This window comes from Pseudomonas abietaniphila, from assembly GCF_039697315.1.
Lineage (GTDB): Bacteria > Pseudomonadota > Gammaproteobacteria > Pseudomonadales > Pseudomonadaceae > Aquipseudomonas > Aquipseudomonas abietaniphila_B.
The window spans coordinates 3,151,468-3,168,480 of the sequence record NZ_CP155619.1; the positions used below are offsets into that span (position 1 = coordinate 3,151,468).

The following is a 17,013-nucleotide window of genomic DNA, read 5'->3' on the forward strand; positions in this document are numbered from 1 at the left end:
GAGTCCTCCCTTGAGTCTGTTTCATAATCACGATCACCACGACCATGCAGGTCATGACCACGGCGGCCATCATCACGGGCATCACCATCACGGTGAAGCGTCCGGGCCTGTGGGCTTTCCTTGGCGCCGGGCCTCACTGGCGGCCGTGCTGATTGCGTTTGCAGTGGCCGCTGCGAGTCTGGTGCAGGTGCGTTCCGGCGAGGCGACGGTGGTGACCCGCTTCGGCAATCCATCCCGCGTGTTGCTCGACCCCGGCCTGAGCTGGCGCTGGCCCGCACCGTTCGAAGCCGCGATTCCGGTGGACCTTCGCCTGCGCACTACATCAAGTGGCTTGCAGGATGTCGGCACCCGCGACGGCTTGCGCATCATTGTTCAGGCGTATGTTGCCTGGCAGGTGCAGGGCGATCCCGACAACGTGAAACGCTTCATGCGCGCCGTGCAGAATCAGCCTGATGAGGCCGCCCGTCAGATCCGCACCTTTGTGGGGTCTGCACTGGAAACCACGGCCGCGAGTTTCGACCTGTCGAGTCTGATCAACACAGACGCCAATCAGGTGCGCATCGCCGATTTCGAAAACCAGCTGCGCCAGCAGATCGACAAGCAATTGCTGACCACCTACGGCGTGCGCGTCCTGCAGGTGGGTGTTGAGCGTCTGACGCTGCCTTCGGTGACCCTCAACGCGACGGTCGACCGCATGCGCGCCGAGCGTGAAACCATCGCCACCGAACGCACGGCCATCGGCAAGCGCGAAGCCGCGCAGATTCGTTCGGCTGCCGAACGTGATGCCCGGATCGTGGAGGCAGATGCCACCGTGAAAGCCGCCGACATCGAGGCCCAGTCCCGTGTCGAAGCCGCGCTGATTTATGGCCGTGCTTACGCCAGCTCGCCGCAGTTGTACAACCTGCTGCGCTCGCTCGACACCCTCGGCACCGTCGTGGGGCCGACCACCAAGCTCATATTGCGCACCGACGCCGCACCGTTCCGTGTGCTGGTGGACGGTCCGCCCCAGCTGGACGGGAAGCAGGACAGCAAGGCTGGAACCCAACCATGAGTGAGCAGGACTCGATGCAGATCGAGCGTCCGGTGGTCAATAGCCCATGGTTGCAGGCCAGCCGGTTGGCGTTTTTAGGTTTGTACGTGGTTACGTTGCTGGCCGCGCTCGGCTGGGCCGTGTCCAACGTGCGTCAGATTGACCCGCAAAACCGTGCCGTAGTGTTCCGCTTTGGCGAGCTTGATCGTGTACAGAATGCAGGTCTGTTACTGGCGTGGCCGCAACCTTTCGAACAGGTCGTGCTGCTGCCCTCGGCAGATCGAGTGATTGAGCGGCATGTGGAAACCTTGCTGCGCTCGCCCACCGCATTGGCGGCTGACAAGGTCACCAGTTTCGCCACGCCCATGAGCGACGCGCTCGCGGGCTCTGGCTATTTGCTGACCGGCGATGCCGGTGTCGTGCAGCTGGATGTGACGGCGTACTACAAGGTCACCGACCCGCGTGAGTTCGTGTTGCAGGGCGAGCATGTGTTGCCTGCGCTGGACCGTCTGGTCAATCGCAGCGCCGTCAGCCTCACCGCCGCTCGGGATCTGGACACGATCCTGGTGGCACGTCCTGAGCTGGTCGGGTCGGACAGTCAGTCGGCCGAACGCCGTGAACGCCTGCGTGGCGATCTGGTGCAAGGCATCAACAAACGGCTCGATGAGCTGTCGGCAACCGGCGTCGGCCTGGGTGTGGAAGTGGTGCGAGTGGACGTGCAATCCAGCCTGCCCGCCGCTGCGGTAAACGCGTTCAATGCTGTTTTGACCGCCAGCCAGCAGGCCGATCAGGCGGTGGCCAACGCCCGTACCGATGCTGAAAAAGCCAATCAGACCGCCAACCAACAGGCGGATCGTACCTTGCAGGTCGCTCATGCACAGGCGTCCGAGCGACTGGCCAAAGCACAGACCGACACCGCTGCCGTGACCGGTCTGGCGCAGTCGATCCAGAACAAGAGCGACCCTGGCTTGCTGCTGCGTATTTACCGCGAACGTGTGCCAGGCATTCTCAAACAGGCCGGTTCCGTGACAACGGTCGATCCCCATGACGATTCACGCTTGATCATTCAGGGAGCCGACAAATGAGTGGCGAAGCTCTACACAACCATGCTGATGAGCATGCGCACGACCACAACGACTCGCCCGCGCCGGGCAGCATGCTGACCAGCAAAGAACAGCGCAGCGCCGCCCGCCAGCTGACGCTGGCGATGCTCGCGTTGGGCTTGTTGGCGTTGGGCTTGGTCTGGCGGTTTTTTGCGCCCGAGCAAGTCGGCGTCAGTCAGTTATTGCTGGGCGCCGCCTCGTTGCTGGTGGCGATTCCGGTGGTCAGCGCGGGTTGGCACAGCCTGCGCTATCCCAGCCTGCACGGCATCACTGACCAACTGATCGCGTTGGCGATGCTGGGCGCCTGGGCCACGGGTGACCTGATGACCGCAGCCCTGCTGCCCATCATCATGATCTTCGGCCACGTGCTGGAAGAGCGCAGCGTGATCGGTTCTCAGGAAGCGATTCAGGCATTGGGGCGATTGACTCGCAGCCATGCGCGTCTGATCGCTGCCGACGGCTCGATCCGTGAAGTCGACAACGGCTCGCTGGTAGCGGGTGATCGAGTGGAGGTGCGGGCGGGCGACCGCGTGCCGGCTGATGGTCTGGTGATGTCCGGACAGGCGAGCCTCGACACCGCGCCCATCACCGGAGAGTCGGTGCCGCTGGAAGCGCGTGCAGGCATGGAAGTGTTTGGTGGTGCGATCAACCTCGACGGCCTTCTGCGCATCGAAGTGACGCGCATCGGTAACGAGTCGACGCTGGGCAAGGTCATCGCCCTGATGCAGAGTGCCGAACGCTCCAAGCCACCGATCACGCGTCTGCTGGAGCGATATGCCGGCAGCTACATGGTGCTGGTGTTGCTGATCGCGGCAGTCACCTGGTTCATCACCAATAACGCGCAAGCGATGCTCGCGGTGCTGGTCGCCGCATGCCCCTGTGCGCTGGTGCTGTCGGCGCCCGCGACGGCCATTGCCGGGATCGCGGTGGCGGCGCGTCACGGCATTCTGATTCGCAGCTCGGCGTTCCTTGAGGAGTTGGCCGACCTGACGTCGCTGGTCGTCGACAAGACCGGCACGCTCACCTACGGCAGCCTTCGACTGCAGTCGATTCAGGCCGAGGAGGGCGCCAGCGAGGACGTTATCGCGCTGGCGGCAAGCCTCGGCTCGGCGAGCAGTCATCCGGTCAGTCGTGCGCTGGCCGGGTTGGTAGAAAAAGAGGCCTTGCTGGCGCTTGAAGACATTCGCGAGCGTCAGGGCCTGGGTGTCGTTGCGCAGACTGCGCGAGGCGAAGCCGCGTTGGGGCGTCCCGAACTGTTCGCCCAGTTGGGCATCCCGACTTCGCAGGTTCCCAACCACGACGGCCCGATTGCCGGACTGGCCGTCGATGGTGTGTTCCTCGCCTGGCTGCTGCTGGCCGACAGCCTCAAGCCTGAGGCGCGGCAAGCGTTGAGCGAGCTGCGTGAACTCGGGATGGGGCGTCAGTTGCTGCTGACCGGTGACCGCCAGAGTGTCGCCGACAGTCTGGGGCATGAAGTGGGCATCAGCGACATTCACGCGCAGGCGCTGCCTGAGGACAAGCTCAATCGCGTGATGGGCGAGATCAAGAACGGCTTTCGGCCGATGGTGGTCGGCGATGGCATCAACGACTCGCTGGCCTTGAAAGCAGGCGTGGTAGGCGTCGCCATGGGCGCTGGCGGAGCCGACATTGCGCTGGCGTCCGCCGACATCGTGCTGATTGGCAGCGACCTCCGTCGCTTGGGCACCTGCGTGCGTCTGAGCCGCCAGTGCCGACACACATTGCAGGTCAATGTGATCATCGGTCTGGGCTGGACGCTCGCCATCGTTGCGCTGGCCGCCTTCGGCGTTCTAGGTGCGGCAGGGGCGATGATTGCGGCGGTTTTGCACAACCTCAGCACCTTGCTGGTATTGGGCAACGCTGGCCGTTTGCTGCGTTTCCACGAACCGATCGCAAAATTTCACAATCCTGCGTAAGCCTTTGTATTCGGCGCTTTCTCTGAGAGCGCCGGGTTAGAGGCCTTGGCTAAGTATAAAAATTCGCTTGAGCTTTGAAGAACTCTGTAACAAATTATCCTACAGTCATGAAGAGGGTGCTCCATCGCAGGCTTCAAATTGGCTAGAACCCCAGGGCGCATGGAAGTACCCGCATTCCGGTTCACCGTCGTCATTCAAAAAAGCCGATAGCCTGACGGTTCCTAGCGTGGAACCGGTTTTGGACTACCCTTTTCCGTTCCTGGATCAGGGGGTTTTCTAAATGCTCGCGCAACTTCCACTGGCGTTACAGAAGCTTCATTTACCGCTGCGACTCAAGCTTTGGGACGGCAACGAGTTTGATCTGGGGACTGATCCCAGTGTCACCATCGTCGTCAAAGACCCCTCATTGGTTTCCGATTTCTCGCACCCCAGCCTTGACCTGCTGGGCAGCGCGTTCGTTGAAGGGCGACTTGAACTCGAAGGCTCGATCAGCGAAGTCATGCGGGTTTGCGATGAGTTGACCGCCGCGCTGGTGGACGAGGACGACGGTGTCGTTCCGGTCCGCACGGAACACGACAAGGAAACCGACGCCAAGTCGATCTCCTATCACTACGACCTTTCCAATGCCTTTTATCAGCTGTGGCTGGACAAGGAGATGGTCTATTCCTGCGCCTATTTCAAGACCGGCAACGAAACGCTGGAGCAGGCGCAACGGGACAAGTTTGATCATCTGTGTCGCAAGCTGCGCCTAAAACCAGGCGAATACTTGCTTGATGTCGGCTGCGGATGGGGCGGCCTGGCACGCTTTGCGGCACGAGAGTACGGCGTGAAGGTGTTTGGCATTACCTTGAGCCGCGAGCAGTTGGCGCTGGCCAAGGAGCGCGTGAAAGCCGAAGGCCTGGACGACCGTGTCGAGCTTCAGCTGCTCGACTACCGCGACCTGCCTCAAGACGGCCGTTTCGACAAAATTGTCAGCGTCGGCATGTTCGAGCATGTCGGTCACGCGAACCTCGAGCTGTACGCCAAGTGCCTTTTCGGGGCGGTGAAGGAGGGCGGTCTGGTGATGAACCACGGCATCACCGCCAAGCACACCGACGGTCGTCCGGTAGGGCGTGGCGCAGGTGATTTCATCGACCGCTACGTATTTCCCAACGGCGAGTTGCCGCACCTTTCGATGATGACCGGTTTCATCAGCGAGGCCGGACTGGAAGTGGTCGACGTGGAGAGCCTGCGTCTTCACTACGCCAAGACCCTGGATCACTGGAGCATGCGTCTGGAGGAGAAACTGGACGTGGCGGCGGCGATGGTGCCGGAGCAGGCGCTGAGAATCTTCCGTCTTTACCTGGCCGGATGCGCTTACGCGTTCTCCAAAGGCTGGATCAACCTGCATCAGATTCTGGCTGTGAAGCCGCGCGCCGATGGCAGTCATGACTTGCCGTGGACGCGTGAAGATCTTTACGCGTGAAGCGGGGCGAGGTCTGTTCTCTGTGGGAGCGAATTCATTCGCGATAGGGCGGCACAATCGCTGTAAATGTGCCGCCGGTAGCTCGGCTTCGTGAATGAATTCGCTCCCACGGTTTACAACTGCAGGATGTTAGAGAATCGGTGAAATTAAACGCGCCACGCGCATCCCCAACTGCTGCAGGTGATGCGTTTCCTTGCTGTCCTCAATCGAGATTTCAATCGCTTGCGCGAAGTCGTCGCTGAGCATCGCTTCGACTTCCCGGGCGAAATCCTCGTCCACGGTCAGCAGCATCAATTCGAAGTTCAGGCGGAAGGAGCGGTTGTCCAGGTTGGCGCTACCGATCGCTGAAATTTCGTTATCCACCAGCACGACCTTCTGGTGCAGAAAACCTGGCTGATAGCGGAACATCCGTACGCCCGCGCGCACCGCCTCAAAGGCGAACAGGCTGGACGCGGCGTAGACCGTGTAATGGTCGGGGCGCGAGGGCAGGAGCAGGCGGACATCCACGCCCCGTAGCACGGCCAGACGCAACGCTGCCGACACCGCTTCATCCGGGATGAAGTAGGGCGTTGTGATCCACACGCGTTCGGTTGCCGAGTGAATCGCTTCGACGAAGAACAGCGAGCACGTTTCCTGGGAGTCTGCTGGACCGGTCGCGAGGAACTGGCACAACACGCCGTCTTCCGGGTAGCTGTCAGGCAGGATCAGAGGGGGCAGTTGCCGAGTCGCCCAAAACCAGTCTTCGGCAAACGATTCCTGCAGACACGCTACGACCGGTCCGACGACGGCGACATGCGTGTCGCGCCAAGGCGCCAGCGGCGGCTTGAGGCCCAGGTATTCATCCCCGACGTTATGCCCGCCGACGAAACCCTTCACGCCGTCCACGACGACGATCTTGCGGTGATTGCGGAAATTGATCTGAAAGCGGTTGAGCCAGCCGCCGCGGGTGGCGAACGCCTTGATCTGCACGCCGCCTGCGCGGAGTTTCTCCACATAGCTGGCAGGCAACGCGTGGCTGCCGATGCGGTCGTACAGCACGAAGACTTCGACCCCTTCGGCCGCCTTTTCCAGCAGAAGCGCTTGCAGTCGTCGTCCCAGGCCGTCGTCATGAATGATGAAAAACTGCACGAACACCACCCGCTTCGCGGCGCGTATTGCGTCGAAAATCGCAGTGAATGTCGCGTCGCCGTTAATGAGCAATTTCACTTCGTTGTTGGCCAGGCAGGGCATACGCCCCAGCTTGGGCATGGCACGCAGCGATTCGTATGCATCGGAACGCCGGGCCGCGACGGCCTCTTCGATCCACGGCTTCCAGTTGAAGTCGACGATGGCATTGCGCATCTCGTTGTTAGCCTGGCGTCGTGCCTTGATGTAGGCGTCGAAGGTGCTACGGCCAAAAACGAGGTAGGGAATCAGGGTGACGTACGGGATAAAGATCAGCGGCATTGCCCATGCGATTGAGCCCTGTGCGGTGCGCACGGTCAGCAATGCATGAATCGCTGCTACGATGCCCAGCAGATGAGTGAAACCCAGCAGATAGCCAAAGAAATACGGGCTGTGATAATCCATGCGAACCTGTGCTGTAGGCGTCTTGGTGACTAACAGACCACAGTACGCGAGGATTGTCGCTATTTTATTAGGGCTGCAACTGGCAGCACGATTCGTCGTCTAAGCCTCATCGTCTACCGGCTCGAAAGGCCGTGTTCAAACTGCTTCAGAGCAAAAAGGAAATCAGGTTCATGAAAAAGCGCGTATTGGCGTTGATGGTTTGTCTGGCTGCGCCCTTCGCTCAAGCGCAAGTGCTGCAACCCGGGCTCTGGGAACTGACCTCAAGCAACATGCAGGTCGATGGTCAGCAGATGCCCGACATGCAGGTCATGCTTGCCCAGATGCAAATGATGGCCCCGGAGCAGCGCGCGGCCATGGAACAAATGCTGGCAAAACAAGGCATTACGTTAGGTGGGCAGGGCGTTCGGGTTTGCCTCACGCCGGAGCAGGTGAAGAACGAGCAAATCCCGCTGACTGATCCCAAGACTGGATGCACGCAACAGATCACCGAACGCAATGGCCCGACCTGGAAGTTCAAATTCAGCTGCCCGCGTGCGCAAGGTACCGGCACGGCGCAGTTCCTCAGTGATCGCGCGTTCAACACCCACGTGATCGGCTCGTTCAACGCTACCGGCCAGCAGCAAAACGGCAGCATGGACACCAAGGCTGTCTGGCTCGGGCAGAACTGCGGCACCGTAAAACCAAGGACCTGATAGACCGTTTGTCTGAACGCCCCGCTCGCCGGGGCGTTTTCATATGTGCTGCCCATTCAGCGCTCATGTTCCACGTGGAACATCTTCTTGTTTCACATGAGTTTTTTGTTCTTAGCCTTTGATTTACGTCTCAATTTATATCCGTACTTATCAAAAGCTTCATCTTTGACCTTTGGTCGGCATGTTATATTGTTACTAAGAATGTCATGTCTATCAGAGCCGGGATGCTCGCCTTTCTACGGAACGTGTCATGCACCGACGTCAAATGCTGCTCAATATGCTTTTGGCCAGCGCCGCCTTCGCGCTTCCTTTTTCTGTCCATGCCGCGCAAATTCGCAACGCCCGACTCTGGCGCTCCGAAAACAAGTTGCGACTGGTGTTCGACCTCAGTGGCCCGGTGCAATACAAGACCTTCACGCTGAGTGCGCCGGATCGCATCATTATCGACGTCAGCGGCGCGCGGCTGGAGGGTAACTTCCCCGAGCTGGCGCTGGAAAATACGCCGATCAAGGCCATTCGTTCAGGCCATTTCGGTCAGGGCGACACCCGCATCGTGCTTGATCTGACTTCGCCTGTGCCGCTCAACAGCTTTCTTCTGGGGCCTGAAGGTTCGCAGGGCAATCGACTGGTGGTGGATCTGGGTCACGACCTGGTCGGGCACACGCCAGCAGCACTCGCCGCTGCGCCTGCCACTCCGGTTAAAGAACCGCCTGCTCCTGTCCTCGATAAACATCATCCCAAGCGCGACATCATGGTGGTGGTCGACGCCGGTCATGGCGGTAAAGACCCTGGCGCCATCGGTTCCAAGGGCGAGCGGGAAAAGGACGTGGTGCTGTCCATCGCTCAACTGTTGGCCAAACGCTTGAAGCGTGAGAAGGGCTTCGACGTACGGTTGGTGCGTAACGACGACTTCTTCGTGCCGCTGCGCAAGCGCGTGGACATCGCCCGCAAATACAACGCCGACATGTTTATTTCCGTGCACGCCGATGCAGCGCCGAGGCTGACGGCGTCCGGCGCGTCGGTGTTTGCGTTATCCGAAAATGGCGCGACCTCTGCCACCGCGCGATTCATGGCTCAGCGCGAAAACGGCGCCGACCTGATCGGCGCGACGAGTCTGCTCAATCTGAAAGACAAGGACCCGATGCTCGCGGGCGTGATTCTCGACATGTCGATGAACGCCACGATTGCCGCCAGCCTCCAACTGGGCCACACCGTGCTCGGCAGTCTGGAAGGCGTGACCACGCTGCACCAGAAGCGCGTGGAGCAGGCGGGTTTCGCTGTATTGAAATCGCCGGATGTGCCATCGATTCTGGTTGAGACCGGCTTCATCTCCAACAGCCGCGACAGCCAGCGCCTGGTCACAGCGCGCCACCAGCAAGCCGTGGCCGATGGCCTGTTCGACGGCATGAAGACCTACTTCGAACGCAATCCGCCAGCCGGCTCCTTCATTGCCTGGCGGCAGGAGCAGAAGGCGGCGGAACAGGCCGTCGTTTAACGACAGCCCATCACGCGATCACAGGTGATCTTGCTCCGGCTGCCGCTGGAGCTCGACACCCGGCTGATCGTCGTCCAGCCGACTTTCTGGATGTATCCCACCCAGGTCTCGCCATCCGAGGCCAGCCCCGTAAAGAACGTCATAGAGCCGTACCGGCTGTTGGTTTGCGCCCAGCGGCGTTTGCCCGCACTTTCGTATCCGCGCAAATACATCGTCTTGCCCGCCATCGCCACGCTGTAGCGGTTGTCGTAGGCGTCGATGCAGGCCAGTAATGTTGCGCTGCGCGTACACAGTGCCTGATTGAGTCTCGGCGACGGCGGGGCCGCGATGACCTGCACGCTCAGCAGCAGCGAGAGCCCGATAAAAACCTTCAAAACCCTGACCATCAAGAGACCTTGCAAAAAGTGTTAGCAGGTTTGTATTGTTATACTATAACGTAAAAAGCACCTGAACCTGCTGCCTGATGAGACTTCCATGAACCGCCTTCCCGTTACCGTCCTGTCCGGCTTCCTCGGTGCCGGCAAAAGCACGCTGCTGAATTACGTCTTGCGCAACCGTGAAAATCTGCGCGTTGCGGTCATCGTCAATGACATGAGCGAAATCAACATCGACGGCAGCGACGTGCAACGTGACGTCAGCCTGAACCGCGCCGAAGAAAAGCTCGTGGAGATGAGCAATGGCTGCATTTGCTGCACCCTGCGCGAGGACTTGCTTGAGGAGGTCAGCCGTTTGGCCAACGATGGCCGGTTCGACTACCTACTGATCGAGTCCACCGGGATTTCCGAGCCGCTGCCGGTTGCGGAGACGTTCACGTTTCGTGACGAGTCCGGACAGAGTCTGGCCGATATCGCGCGGCTCGACACCATGGTGACGGTGGTCGACGGCCTTAATTTCCTGCAGGACTTCCAGGCGGCTGAAAGCCTGGACAGCCGAGGCGAAACCCTGGGCGAGGACGACGAGCGTTCCATCACCGATCTGCTGATCGAGCAGGTTGAGTTCGCCGACGTGATCCTGATCAGCAAGATCGATCTGATCAGCGCAAGCGATCGGCAAGAGTTGATGGCGATCCTTAAACGGCTTAACAGCCAGGCGGAAATTCTGCCGATGGTGATGGGCGCGGTTCCGCTGGGCAAGATTCTCGATACCGGACGGTTTGATTTCGAGCGCGCAGCCCGGGCACCGGGCTGGCTCAAGGAGTTGCGTGGCGAACACACGCCGGAAACCGAGGAGTACGGCATCGCTTCCACGGCTTATCGGGCGCGTCGACCGTTTCATCCGCAGCGGTTTTTCGACTTCATCCATCAGCCGTGGACCAACGGAAAGCTGCTGCGCTCCAAAGGCTTTTTCTGGCTCGCGAGCAAACATCAGGACGCGGGAAGCTGGTCACAGGCGGGCGGCTTGATGCGTCATGGGTTTGCGGGTCGCTGGTGGCGTTTCGTGCCGAAGGCGCATTGGCCGCAGGATGAGGAGAGCACGCAGGTGATCATGCGCAACTGGCTCGCACAGACCGAGGATTGCCGTCAGGAGCTGGTCTTCATTGGCCAGAACATCGACTTCGCTCAACTCACGGCTGATCTGGACAGCTGCCTGCTCACCGATGCGGAAATGGCGATCGGTGTCGAGGGCTGGCGCCAACTGGCTGATCCGTTCGGCGACTGGTACGGCGACGCGGCGTAATGTAGCGGGGCATCTGTGGGAGCGAATTCATTCGCGAAGCGGGGGTACAGTCGACATGGCCATATCGCCTGAAACATTTTTCGCGAATGAATTCGCTCCCACAGTGCTTTCTTTATGTGCGGGTTCACTTGCGTGCATCCGCTCACTGCGCCTTCCACACACCCTTGCTTTGCTGCTCGCAAAACGGCTTGAGAAACGCCGCATCGCTGGCGACGCCGTAATAGTGAATGTTCTGCCGATAAGGCATATTGGCAACTTGCGCGTTGCTGCACTGGCCGAATGAACCCGACGGGCAGTGTTCCATGTAGGTGACTTCGACCTTTTGGTCCTTGAGCTGTGGTTTGCAGAAGCCGTCGTGAAACAGGTCGGGCGGGATGTTGAGATTTTCCTGACAGACTTTCACGTCAAGCCGCTCGGCCTGGCTGTGAACCACGCAGGACTCAGCCCACGCTGCACTCGATGTCATCGCCAACACCATCAACGCCAGCCGCACGGGCAGCCAGTTTGCTCGCATCGATTACCTCCGTCTGCGCTCGTTTTCGGGAGCGACGTTCAAGAATGGCCGGACATGCTGCAGAACATTCCCACCCATGTCATTGCTGGCCCGTTGGGGGCAGGCAAGACCAGCCTGATCAAACACCTGCTGGATCAAAAACCGGCGAATGAACGCTGGGCGATCCTGATCAACGAGTTCGGCCAAATCGGCCTGGATGCCGCGCTGCTGACCACGGCCGAGGATGGTATCGCACTTGGGGAAGTGGCTGGTGGATGCCTGTGTTGCGTCAACGGGGCGCCGTTTCAGATCGGTCTGGGTCGCCTGCTGCGCAAGGCGCGGCCTGACCGGTTGTTCATCGAGCCTTCCGGTCTGGGTCACCCTGCGCAGCTGATCGCGCAGTTGCGCGAGGCACCCTGGGTTGGCGTCCTGGCCGTTCAGGCCAGTGTCATGGTGCTCGACGCGCAAGCGCTGGCGGCCGGTAAGGCCTTGCCTCAGACCCAGCAAGAAGCGCTGGTCGATGCCGGCCTGTTGCTGCTCAATAAAGCGGGTGGTCTGGATGAGGCTGCGCGGCGAAAGATTATTGAAGGTCTGCCTGCGCGCCCGGTGTTCTGGGCCGATCAAGCCGTATTGCCGCTCGCTCAACTGCCCGGTGTTGATGCGCGGGCGAATGAGGGTGTGGATAACTTCGTCGCCCCTAAGACACTGGCGCAGTTGCCGGCGGTCTGGGCCGATCCGCTAACGCCGATTTGCCTGAGTCAGGGCCAAGCTGAAGGTTGGAGCATCGGCTGGCGTTGGCATCCGGATCAGATATTCGATGCCTCGAAGGTTCAAATATGGCTGCAAAGCCTTGATTGGCGTAGGGCGAAGCTGGTTATCCACAGCTCGACGGGATGGGTGTCGGGGAACGCGCTGGAGGGCGGGGCGTTAACGTGGTCGCCGAGTGAGTGGCGCAAGGATTCGCGTCTGGAACTGATCTTCGCGTCGCCGCAAGACGAGTCCGCGCTAACCGCCCAACTGGCAGCCTGCCTGGCCTAGTACGGTTTATCCACAGCGGGTCATTGCTTCCACTTGTTGTGTTCCTGCCGCCATTCCGCGAGCTGAATGATCTCGGCGGTCGGTTTCGGATTCTTGATCTCGAACGGGTAGGGCGCCAGCTCGATCTGCGCAGTGTGCGCGCCGAACATCGTGATAGTACCGGGGTGACGCTGCTCGCCGGTCACGGTGAACTCGAAGTTATACACACGCGCCAGACGCTTTCGACCTTCGTTGTCGCGCTTGAACGTGATGCGACGCAGGGCAACGTTGCCGTCGAGCAATTCGATGTCCAGTTTGGCGCAGTGCTGTTTGACACGCTCCAGCGCCCGTTCACGCAGACCATGGGAATGCCACAGCCAAGCGCCAGCGGTCGCCAGCAGCATCAGGACGAATATGTTGCCCAGGGTCAGCATGAAAAGAGAGCTCCAACAGAAGATGTCCAGCTTAACTGCGTCAGGTGACTGACAGCCATAGTCCGAAAGCTTAATTTCGCTTCACTTCGTCCGGCTTCGCTACTACTGTGCTTTCCCGGCTTCAGGAACCTGTCATGAAACGTTCGCCTCATCTACTCGCCATCCAGTCACACGTGGTTTTCGGGCACGCTGGCAACAGCGCGGCCGTCTTCCCTATGCAGCGTATCGGCATCAATGTCTGGCCGCTGAATACCGTGCAGTTCTCCAACCACACTCAGTATGGACACTGGGCGGGTGAAGTGTTGGCGCCGCAGCAGATTCCGGCGCTGGTCGACGGGATCGCGGCCATTGGGGAATTGGGGAATTGCGACGCGGTGCTGTCGGGGTATCTGGGCAGTGCCGCCCAGGGACGGGCGATTCTGACGGCCGTCGAGCACATAAAGCGCGCCAATCCCCGTGCGCTCTACCTGTGCGATCCGGTGATGGGCCATCCGGAAAAGGGCTGCATCGTGCCACAGGAAGTCAGCGATTTCCTGTTGGACGAAGCAGCGGCGGTGGCTGATTTTCTGTGTCCGAATCAGCTGGAACTGGACAGTTTCTCGGGTCGCAAGCCCTCGTCACTGCTCGACTGTCTGGCCATGGCTCGCGCGTTGCTGGCGAGAGGACCGAAGGCGATCATCGTCAAACACCTGGATTATCCGGGAAAGCCCGCCGATGGGTTCGAAATGCTGCTGGTGACCGAGCATGAGAGCTGGCACCTGCGCCGGCCGTTGCTGGCATTCCCCCGACAACCCGTGGGCGTGGGCGATCTGACGTCCGGGCTGTTCCTGTCCAAGGTGCTGTTGGGCGAAGACCTGCGCAGTGCATTCGAATACACCGCCTCGGCGGTGCACGAAGTGCTGCTGGAGACACAGGCGTGCGGCAGTTACGAGCTTGAGCTGGTCCGTGCACAGGACCGAATCGCGCATCCTCGGGTGAAGTTTGAGGCGACTCGGTTGCAGCCCTGACACAAACCGATTTTTTGTGGGAGCCAGCAAGCCGGCTCCCGCAGAATCAATACGTAAGCGCCTGACGGCCTTTGATCAAACCCCGTCTTCCCTGATTTCGCGATACCGCTTTTCAAGCTCCTGACGAATCTGGCGGCGCTGTTGTGCCTGCACGTAACGGCGCTTGTCTTCGCTGGTCTGTGGGCTCAGCGGCGGTACGCTCGCCGGTTTGCGTTGATCGTCCACCGCCACCATGGTGAAGAAGCAGCTGTTGGTGTGACGCACCGAGCGCTCGCGGATGTTCTCGGTCACCACCTTGATGCCGACCTCCATGGAGGTATTGCCGGTGTAGTTGACCGACGCCAGGAAGGTCACCAGCTCGCCGACATGAATCGGCTCGCGGAAAATCACCTGGTCCACTGACAGCGTCACTACATAGCGACCGGCATAGCGGCTTGCGCAGGCATAAGCGACTTCGTCGAGGTACTTGAGAAGGGTGCCGCCGTGCACGTTGCCAGAAAAGTTGGCCATGTCCGGGGTCATCAATACAGTCATCGACAGCTGGGCGTTTCCGGGTTCCATAGCGTGCTCACGGTCAGTTGAGTCAGAGAAATTGGCACCTGTTTCGGTGCTCGATGCAGATTGGTCATCAACACCGACACTATCGGGACGCTGACAGTCGGGCTGCCGTCACGCCTGTTGCCTATCTGTTTCCATATATTGCACCGGCTTTATCCGGTTTTGTGCAGTGTTAACCTGCAAAAACCCTTGGATGGGGTATTTCCTGCGTTTTGATCAGCCTTTTCTGGCCCTCGCTGGCGACTTTTCGTACAGCGTACGTCCGTCTTTTCGGCAGAAACGCGCATCTTCACGGTTCGTTACAAGGAGTCCGCGCTCATGCATGCCATCAGTTTCATTCAGGACCTGGCCGTCATCATGCTGGTGGCTGGCGTGGTCACTGTATTGTTTCACCGGCTCAAACAGCCAGTGGTGCTGGGGTACATCGTGGCGGGCTTTATCATTGGCCCGCATACGCCGCCGTTTGGCCTTATCCACGACGAGGAGACCATCAAGACCCTCGCCGAACTGGGCGTGATCTTCCTGATGTTCTGTCTGGGCCTGGAGTTCAGTCTGCGCAAACTGTTTAAAGTCGGCGCTACGGCGTTTATCGCGGCTTTTCTCGAAATCATGTTGATGATCTGGATTGGCTACGAGATCGGCCAGTTCTTCGGCTGGAGCACCATGGATTCGCTGTTCCTCGGCGCGATCCTCGCCATTTCTTCCACCACGATCATCGTCAAAGCGCTCAACGACCTGAAGATGAAGAACCAGCGTTTTGCGCAGCTGATTTTTGGCGTGCTCATCGTCGAGGACATTCTCGGCATCGGCATCATCGCATTGCTCTCAGGGATTGCCGTCAGCGGCACTGTCAGCTCTGGAGAGGTGTTTTCCACAGTCGGCAAGCTGTCGCTGTTCATGATTGTCGCGCTGGTCATCGGCATTTTGCTGGTGCCACGCCTACTGGCTTACGTGGCGAAGTTCGAAAGTAACGAGATGCTGCTGGTGACCGTGCTGGGCCTGTGTTTCGGCTTCTGCCTGCTGGTGGTAAAACTCGAATACAGCATGGTGCTCGGCGCGTTCCTGATCGGCGCAATCATGGCCGAATCGAAACAGTTGGCGAAGATCGAGCACTTGATCGAGCCCATTCGCGACATGTTCAGCGCGATCTTCTTCGTTGCCATTGGTTTGATGATCGACCCGCAGATCCTGCTCGATTACGCCTGGCCCATTGTTGTGATCACCGTCGCAGTCGTACTGGGCAAGATGCTTTCCTGCGGCTTGGGCGCCTTTATTGCCGGTAACGACGGCAAGACCTCGCTGCGCGTGGGCATGGGGCTGTCACAGATCGGTGAGTTTTCGTTCATCATCGCGGCGCTGGGGATGACGCTTCAGGTCACCAGTGACTTCCTTTATCCGGTCGCCGTGGCGGTGTCGGCGATTACCACGCTGCTCACGCCCTATCTGATTCGCTCTGCCGACCCGCTTTCCCACAAGCTGGGCAGCATTGTTCCTGTCCGAGTCGGGCGGGTTTTCAGCCTGTACGGGGAATGGTTGCGCAGCATCCAGCCACAGGGTCAGAGCGCGTTACTGGCGTCGATGATTCGCAAGATCCTGCTGCAGGTCGGCGTTAATCTGGCGCTGGTGGTGGCGATTTTCTTCTGCGGGGCGTATTTCGCCGAGCGTATTGGTGACTATTTCAGCGAGTGGGTCAGCGAGGTAGGTCAGCAAAAAGCCTGGATATGGGGCGCTTCACTGCTGTTGTCGCTGCCGTTCCTGATCGCGGCGTATCGCAAGCTCAAGGCGCTGTCGATGCTGCTGGCCGAGATGGGCGTGAAGCCGGAGATGGCGGGTAGACACACGGCGCGCGTGCGTCGCGTGATCGCCGAATTGATCCCGCTGCTGTCGCTGGTGGTGATTTTCGTGCTGATTGCGCTGCTCTCGGCGAGCATGCTGCCGACCAGCGAGTGGCTGCTGTTGATCGTGCTGGTCGCTGCGGTGGTCGCTGCAGTGTTGTGGCGCTGGTTCATACGCGTGCACACGCGCATGCAGATCGCTTTGATGGAAACGCTGGGGAATCACCAGGAGCCTTCAGAGCATTGAGCTCTGAAGGCGCCACGACAGAGCGGGTCAGTCTCAGCTTTCCAGCCAGACGTCGCGCGCCCAGTGCCAAACCGATTCCCAGCTTTCTTCGGTGACGAGCTCTTCTTCGCCGGACCACAGCACCACGGTGCCGTCTTCCTCGACGCAGTAGTAATCTTCGCCGTCCTGACACAGAGGAATCAGCTCACGGGGTACGCCGATGTCCCACGCGGTGGCAGCGACTTCCGGCAAATACGTGTGCGAACCCGGATCGGTGACTGTCACGGGTTCGAGACTGCCGTAGACCACGTCGCTGACGGTCAGCAGAAATTCCTTGAAGACAAAAGGAATGTTGATGAACAGCTGTTCTTCGATTTCAACCAGCTGATCTTCATCCGGCAGCTCAAGCGGGACGGGAACCGGCTCATTGGCTTCACGGAGTTGTTCGATGACTTCTTCCACGACGTGGATCCTCTAA

Annotated in this window: 16 protein-coding genes; 10 read left to right on the forward strand and 6 right to left on the reverse strand. The window is 59.8% G+C overall.

Going from position 1 to position 17,013, the window contains the following annotated elements; genetic code table 11:
* Positions 1-10 precede the first annotated feature (10 nt).
* The 4 genes from hflC to cfaB all read left to right on the forward strand — a co-directional run bounded on the left by hflC (position 11) and on the right by cfaB (position 5,532).
* The gene (gene hflC, locus ABDX87_RS14020; protein WP_346833361.1) at positions 11-1,051 is read left to right on the forward strand and encodes a protease modulator HflC; all 1,041 of its coding nucleotides are present in this window, start codon (positions 11-13) and stop codon (positions 1,049-1,051) included.
* Positions 1,048-2,115, forward strand: a complete 1,068-nt coding sequence (locus tag ABDX87_RS14025) for an SPFH domain-containing protein (RefSeq protein WP_346833362.1) — start codon at positions 1,048-1,050, stop codon at positions 2,113-2,115. The genes hflC and ABDX87_RS14025 overlap by 4 nt, the downstream gene beginning before the upstream one ends.
* A complete protein-coding gene (locus ABDX87_RS14030) occupies positions 2,112-4,067 on the forward strand; it encodes a cation-translocating P-type ATPase (protein ID WP_346833363.1) in 1,956 nt (651 codons plus the stop codon). The genes ABDX87_RS14025 and ABDX87_RS14030 overlap by 4 nt, the downstream gene beginning before the upstream one ends.
* A gap of 280 nt (positions 4,068-4,347) precedes the next feature.
* Positions 4,348-5,532, forward strand: coding sequence for a C17 cyclopropane fatty acid synthase CfaB (gene cfaB / locus ABDX87_RS14035; protein ID WP_346833364.1), 1,185 nt, complete (start codon positions 4,348-4,350; stop codon positions 5,530-5,532).
* Between the two features lie 129 nt (positions 5,533-5,661).
* On the opposite strand, the gene cls is transcribed toward cfaB, so the two are convergent.
* Entirely contained in the window at positions 5,662-7,101 is a 1,440-nt protein-coding gene (cls, locus tag ABDX87_RS14040; RefSeq protein WP_346833365.1) for a cardiolipin synthase, read from the reverse strand.
* A gap of 170 nt (positions 7,102-7,271) precedes the next feature.
* On the opposite strand from cls, the gene ABDX87_RS14045 reads away from it, so the two are divergent.
* Complete coding sequence (locus tag ABDX87_RS14045) at positions 7,272-7,793, forward strand: DUF3617 domain-containing protein (protein ID WP_346833366.1); 522 nt, start codon at positions 7,272-7,274, stop codon at positions 7,791-7,793.
* A 250-nt stretch (positions 7,794-8,043) separates the two neighbouring features.
* Positions 8,044-9,288 (forward strand): N-acetylmuramoyl-L-alanine amidase, encoded by a 1,245-nt coding sequence (locus ABDX87_RS14050; RefSeq protein WP_346833367.1) that lies wholly within the window; start codon positions 8,044-8,046, stop codon positions 9,286-9,288.
* Here the strand turns inward: ABDX87_RS14050 and ABDX87_RS14055 are convergent.
* Positions 9,285-9,674 carry a glutamine synthetase gene (locus tag ABDX87_RS14055; RefSeq protein ID WP_346833368.1) on the reverse strand — a complete coding sequence of 130 codons (390 nt, stop codon included), beginning with the start codon at positions 9,672-9,674 and terminating at the stop codon, positions 9,285-9,287. The genes ABDX87_RS14050 and ABDX87_RS14055 overlap by 4 nt on opposite strands.
* 88 nt (positions 9,675-9,762) lie before the next feature.
* Between ABDX87_RS14055 and zigA the strand changes: the two genes are divergently transcribed.
* Positions 9,763-10,965, forward strand: a complete 1,203-nt coding sequence (zigA, locus tag ABDX87_RS14060) for a zinc metallochaperone GTPase ZigA (protein WP_346833369.1) — start codon at positions 9,763-9,765, stop codon at positions 10,963-10,965.
* Positions 10,966-11,107: 142 nt separating this feature from the next.
* On the opposite strand, the gene ABDX87_RS14065 is transcribed toward zigA, so the two are convergent.
* Entirely contained in the window at positions 11,108-11,479 is a 372-nt protein-coding gene (locus tag ABDX87_RS14065; protein ID WP_346833370.1) for an NADH:ubiquinone oxidoreductase, read from the reverse strand.
* A gap of 54 nt (positions 11,480-11,533) precedes the next feature.
* Between ABDX87_RS14065 and ABDX87_RS14070 the strand changes: the two genes are divergently transcribed.
* Positions 11,534-12,496: a CobW family GTP-binding protein gene (locus tag ABDX87_RS14070; RefSeq protein WP_346833371.1), complete on the forward strand. Its 963-nt coding sequence runs from the start codon at positions 11,534-11,536 to the stop codon at positions 12,494-12,496.
* A 20-nt stretch (positions 12,497-12,516) separates the two neighbouring features.
* Here ABDX87_RS14070 and ABDX87_RS14075 read toward each other — a convergent pair whose 3' ends face one another.
* On the reverse strand, positions 12,517-12,909 hold the full coding sequence (locus ABDX87_RS14075; RefSeq protein ID WP_062379920.1) for a DUF3301 domain-containing protein: 393 nt from the start codon (positions 12,907-12,909) through the stop codon (positions 12,517-12,519).
* Positions 12,910-13,043: 134 nt separating this feature from the next.
* Here ABDX87_RS14075 and pdxY point away from each other — a divergent pair, with 134 nt between their 5' ends.
* The gene (gene pdxY, locus ABDX87_RS14080) at positions 13,044-13,916 is read left to right on the forward strand and encodes a pyridoxal kinase PdxY (protein ID WP_346833372.1); all 873 of its coding nucleotides are present in this window, start codon (positions 13,044-13,046) and stop codon (positions 13,914-13,916) included.
* Between the two features lie 75 nt (positions 13,917-13,991).
* Here the strand turns inward: pdxY and ABDX87_RS14085 are convergent, their stop codons facing one another.
* Positions 13,992-14,477 carry an acyl-CoA thioesterase gene (locus ABDX87_RS14085; RefSeq protein ID WP_062379916.1) on the reverse strand — a complete coding sequence of 162 codons (486 nt, stop codon included), beginning with the start codon at positions 14,475-14,477 and terminating at the stop codon, positions 13,992-13,994.
* Between the two features lie 315 nt (positions 14,478-14,792).
* On the opposite strand from ABDX87_RS14085, the gene ABDX87_RS14090 reads away from it, so the two are divergent.
* The gene (locus tag ABDX87_RS14090; RefSeq protein WP_346833373.1) at positions 14,793-16,556 is read left to right on the forward strand and encodes a cation:proton antiporter; all 1,764 of its coding nucleotides are present in this window, start codon (positions 14,793-14,795) and stop codon (positions 16,554-16,556) included.
* 33 nt (positions 16,557-16,589) lie between these two features.
* Here the strand turns inward: ABDX87_RS14090 and ABDX87_RS14095 are convergent, their stop codons facing one another.
* Positions 16,590-16,997: an SMI1/KNR4 family protein gene (locus tag ABDX87_RS14095; RefSeq protein WP_346833374.1), complete on the reverse strand. Its 408-nt coding sequence runs from the start codon at positions 16,995-16,997 to the stop codon at positions 16,590-16,592.
* Positions 16,998-17,013 lie beyond the last annotated feature (16 nt).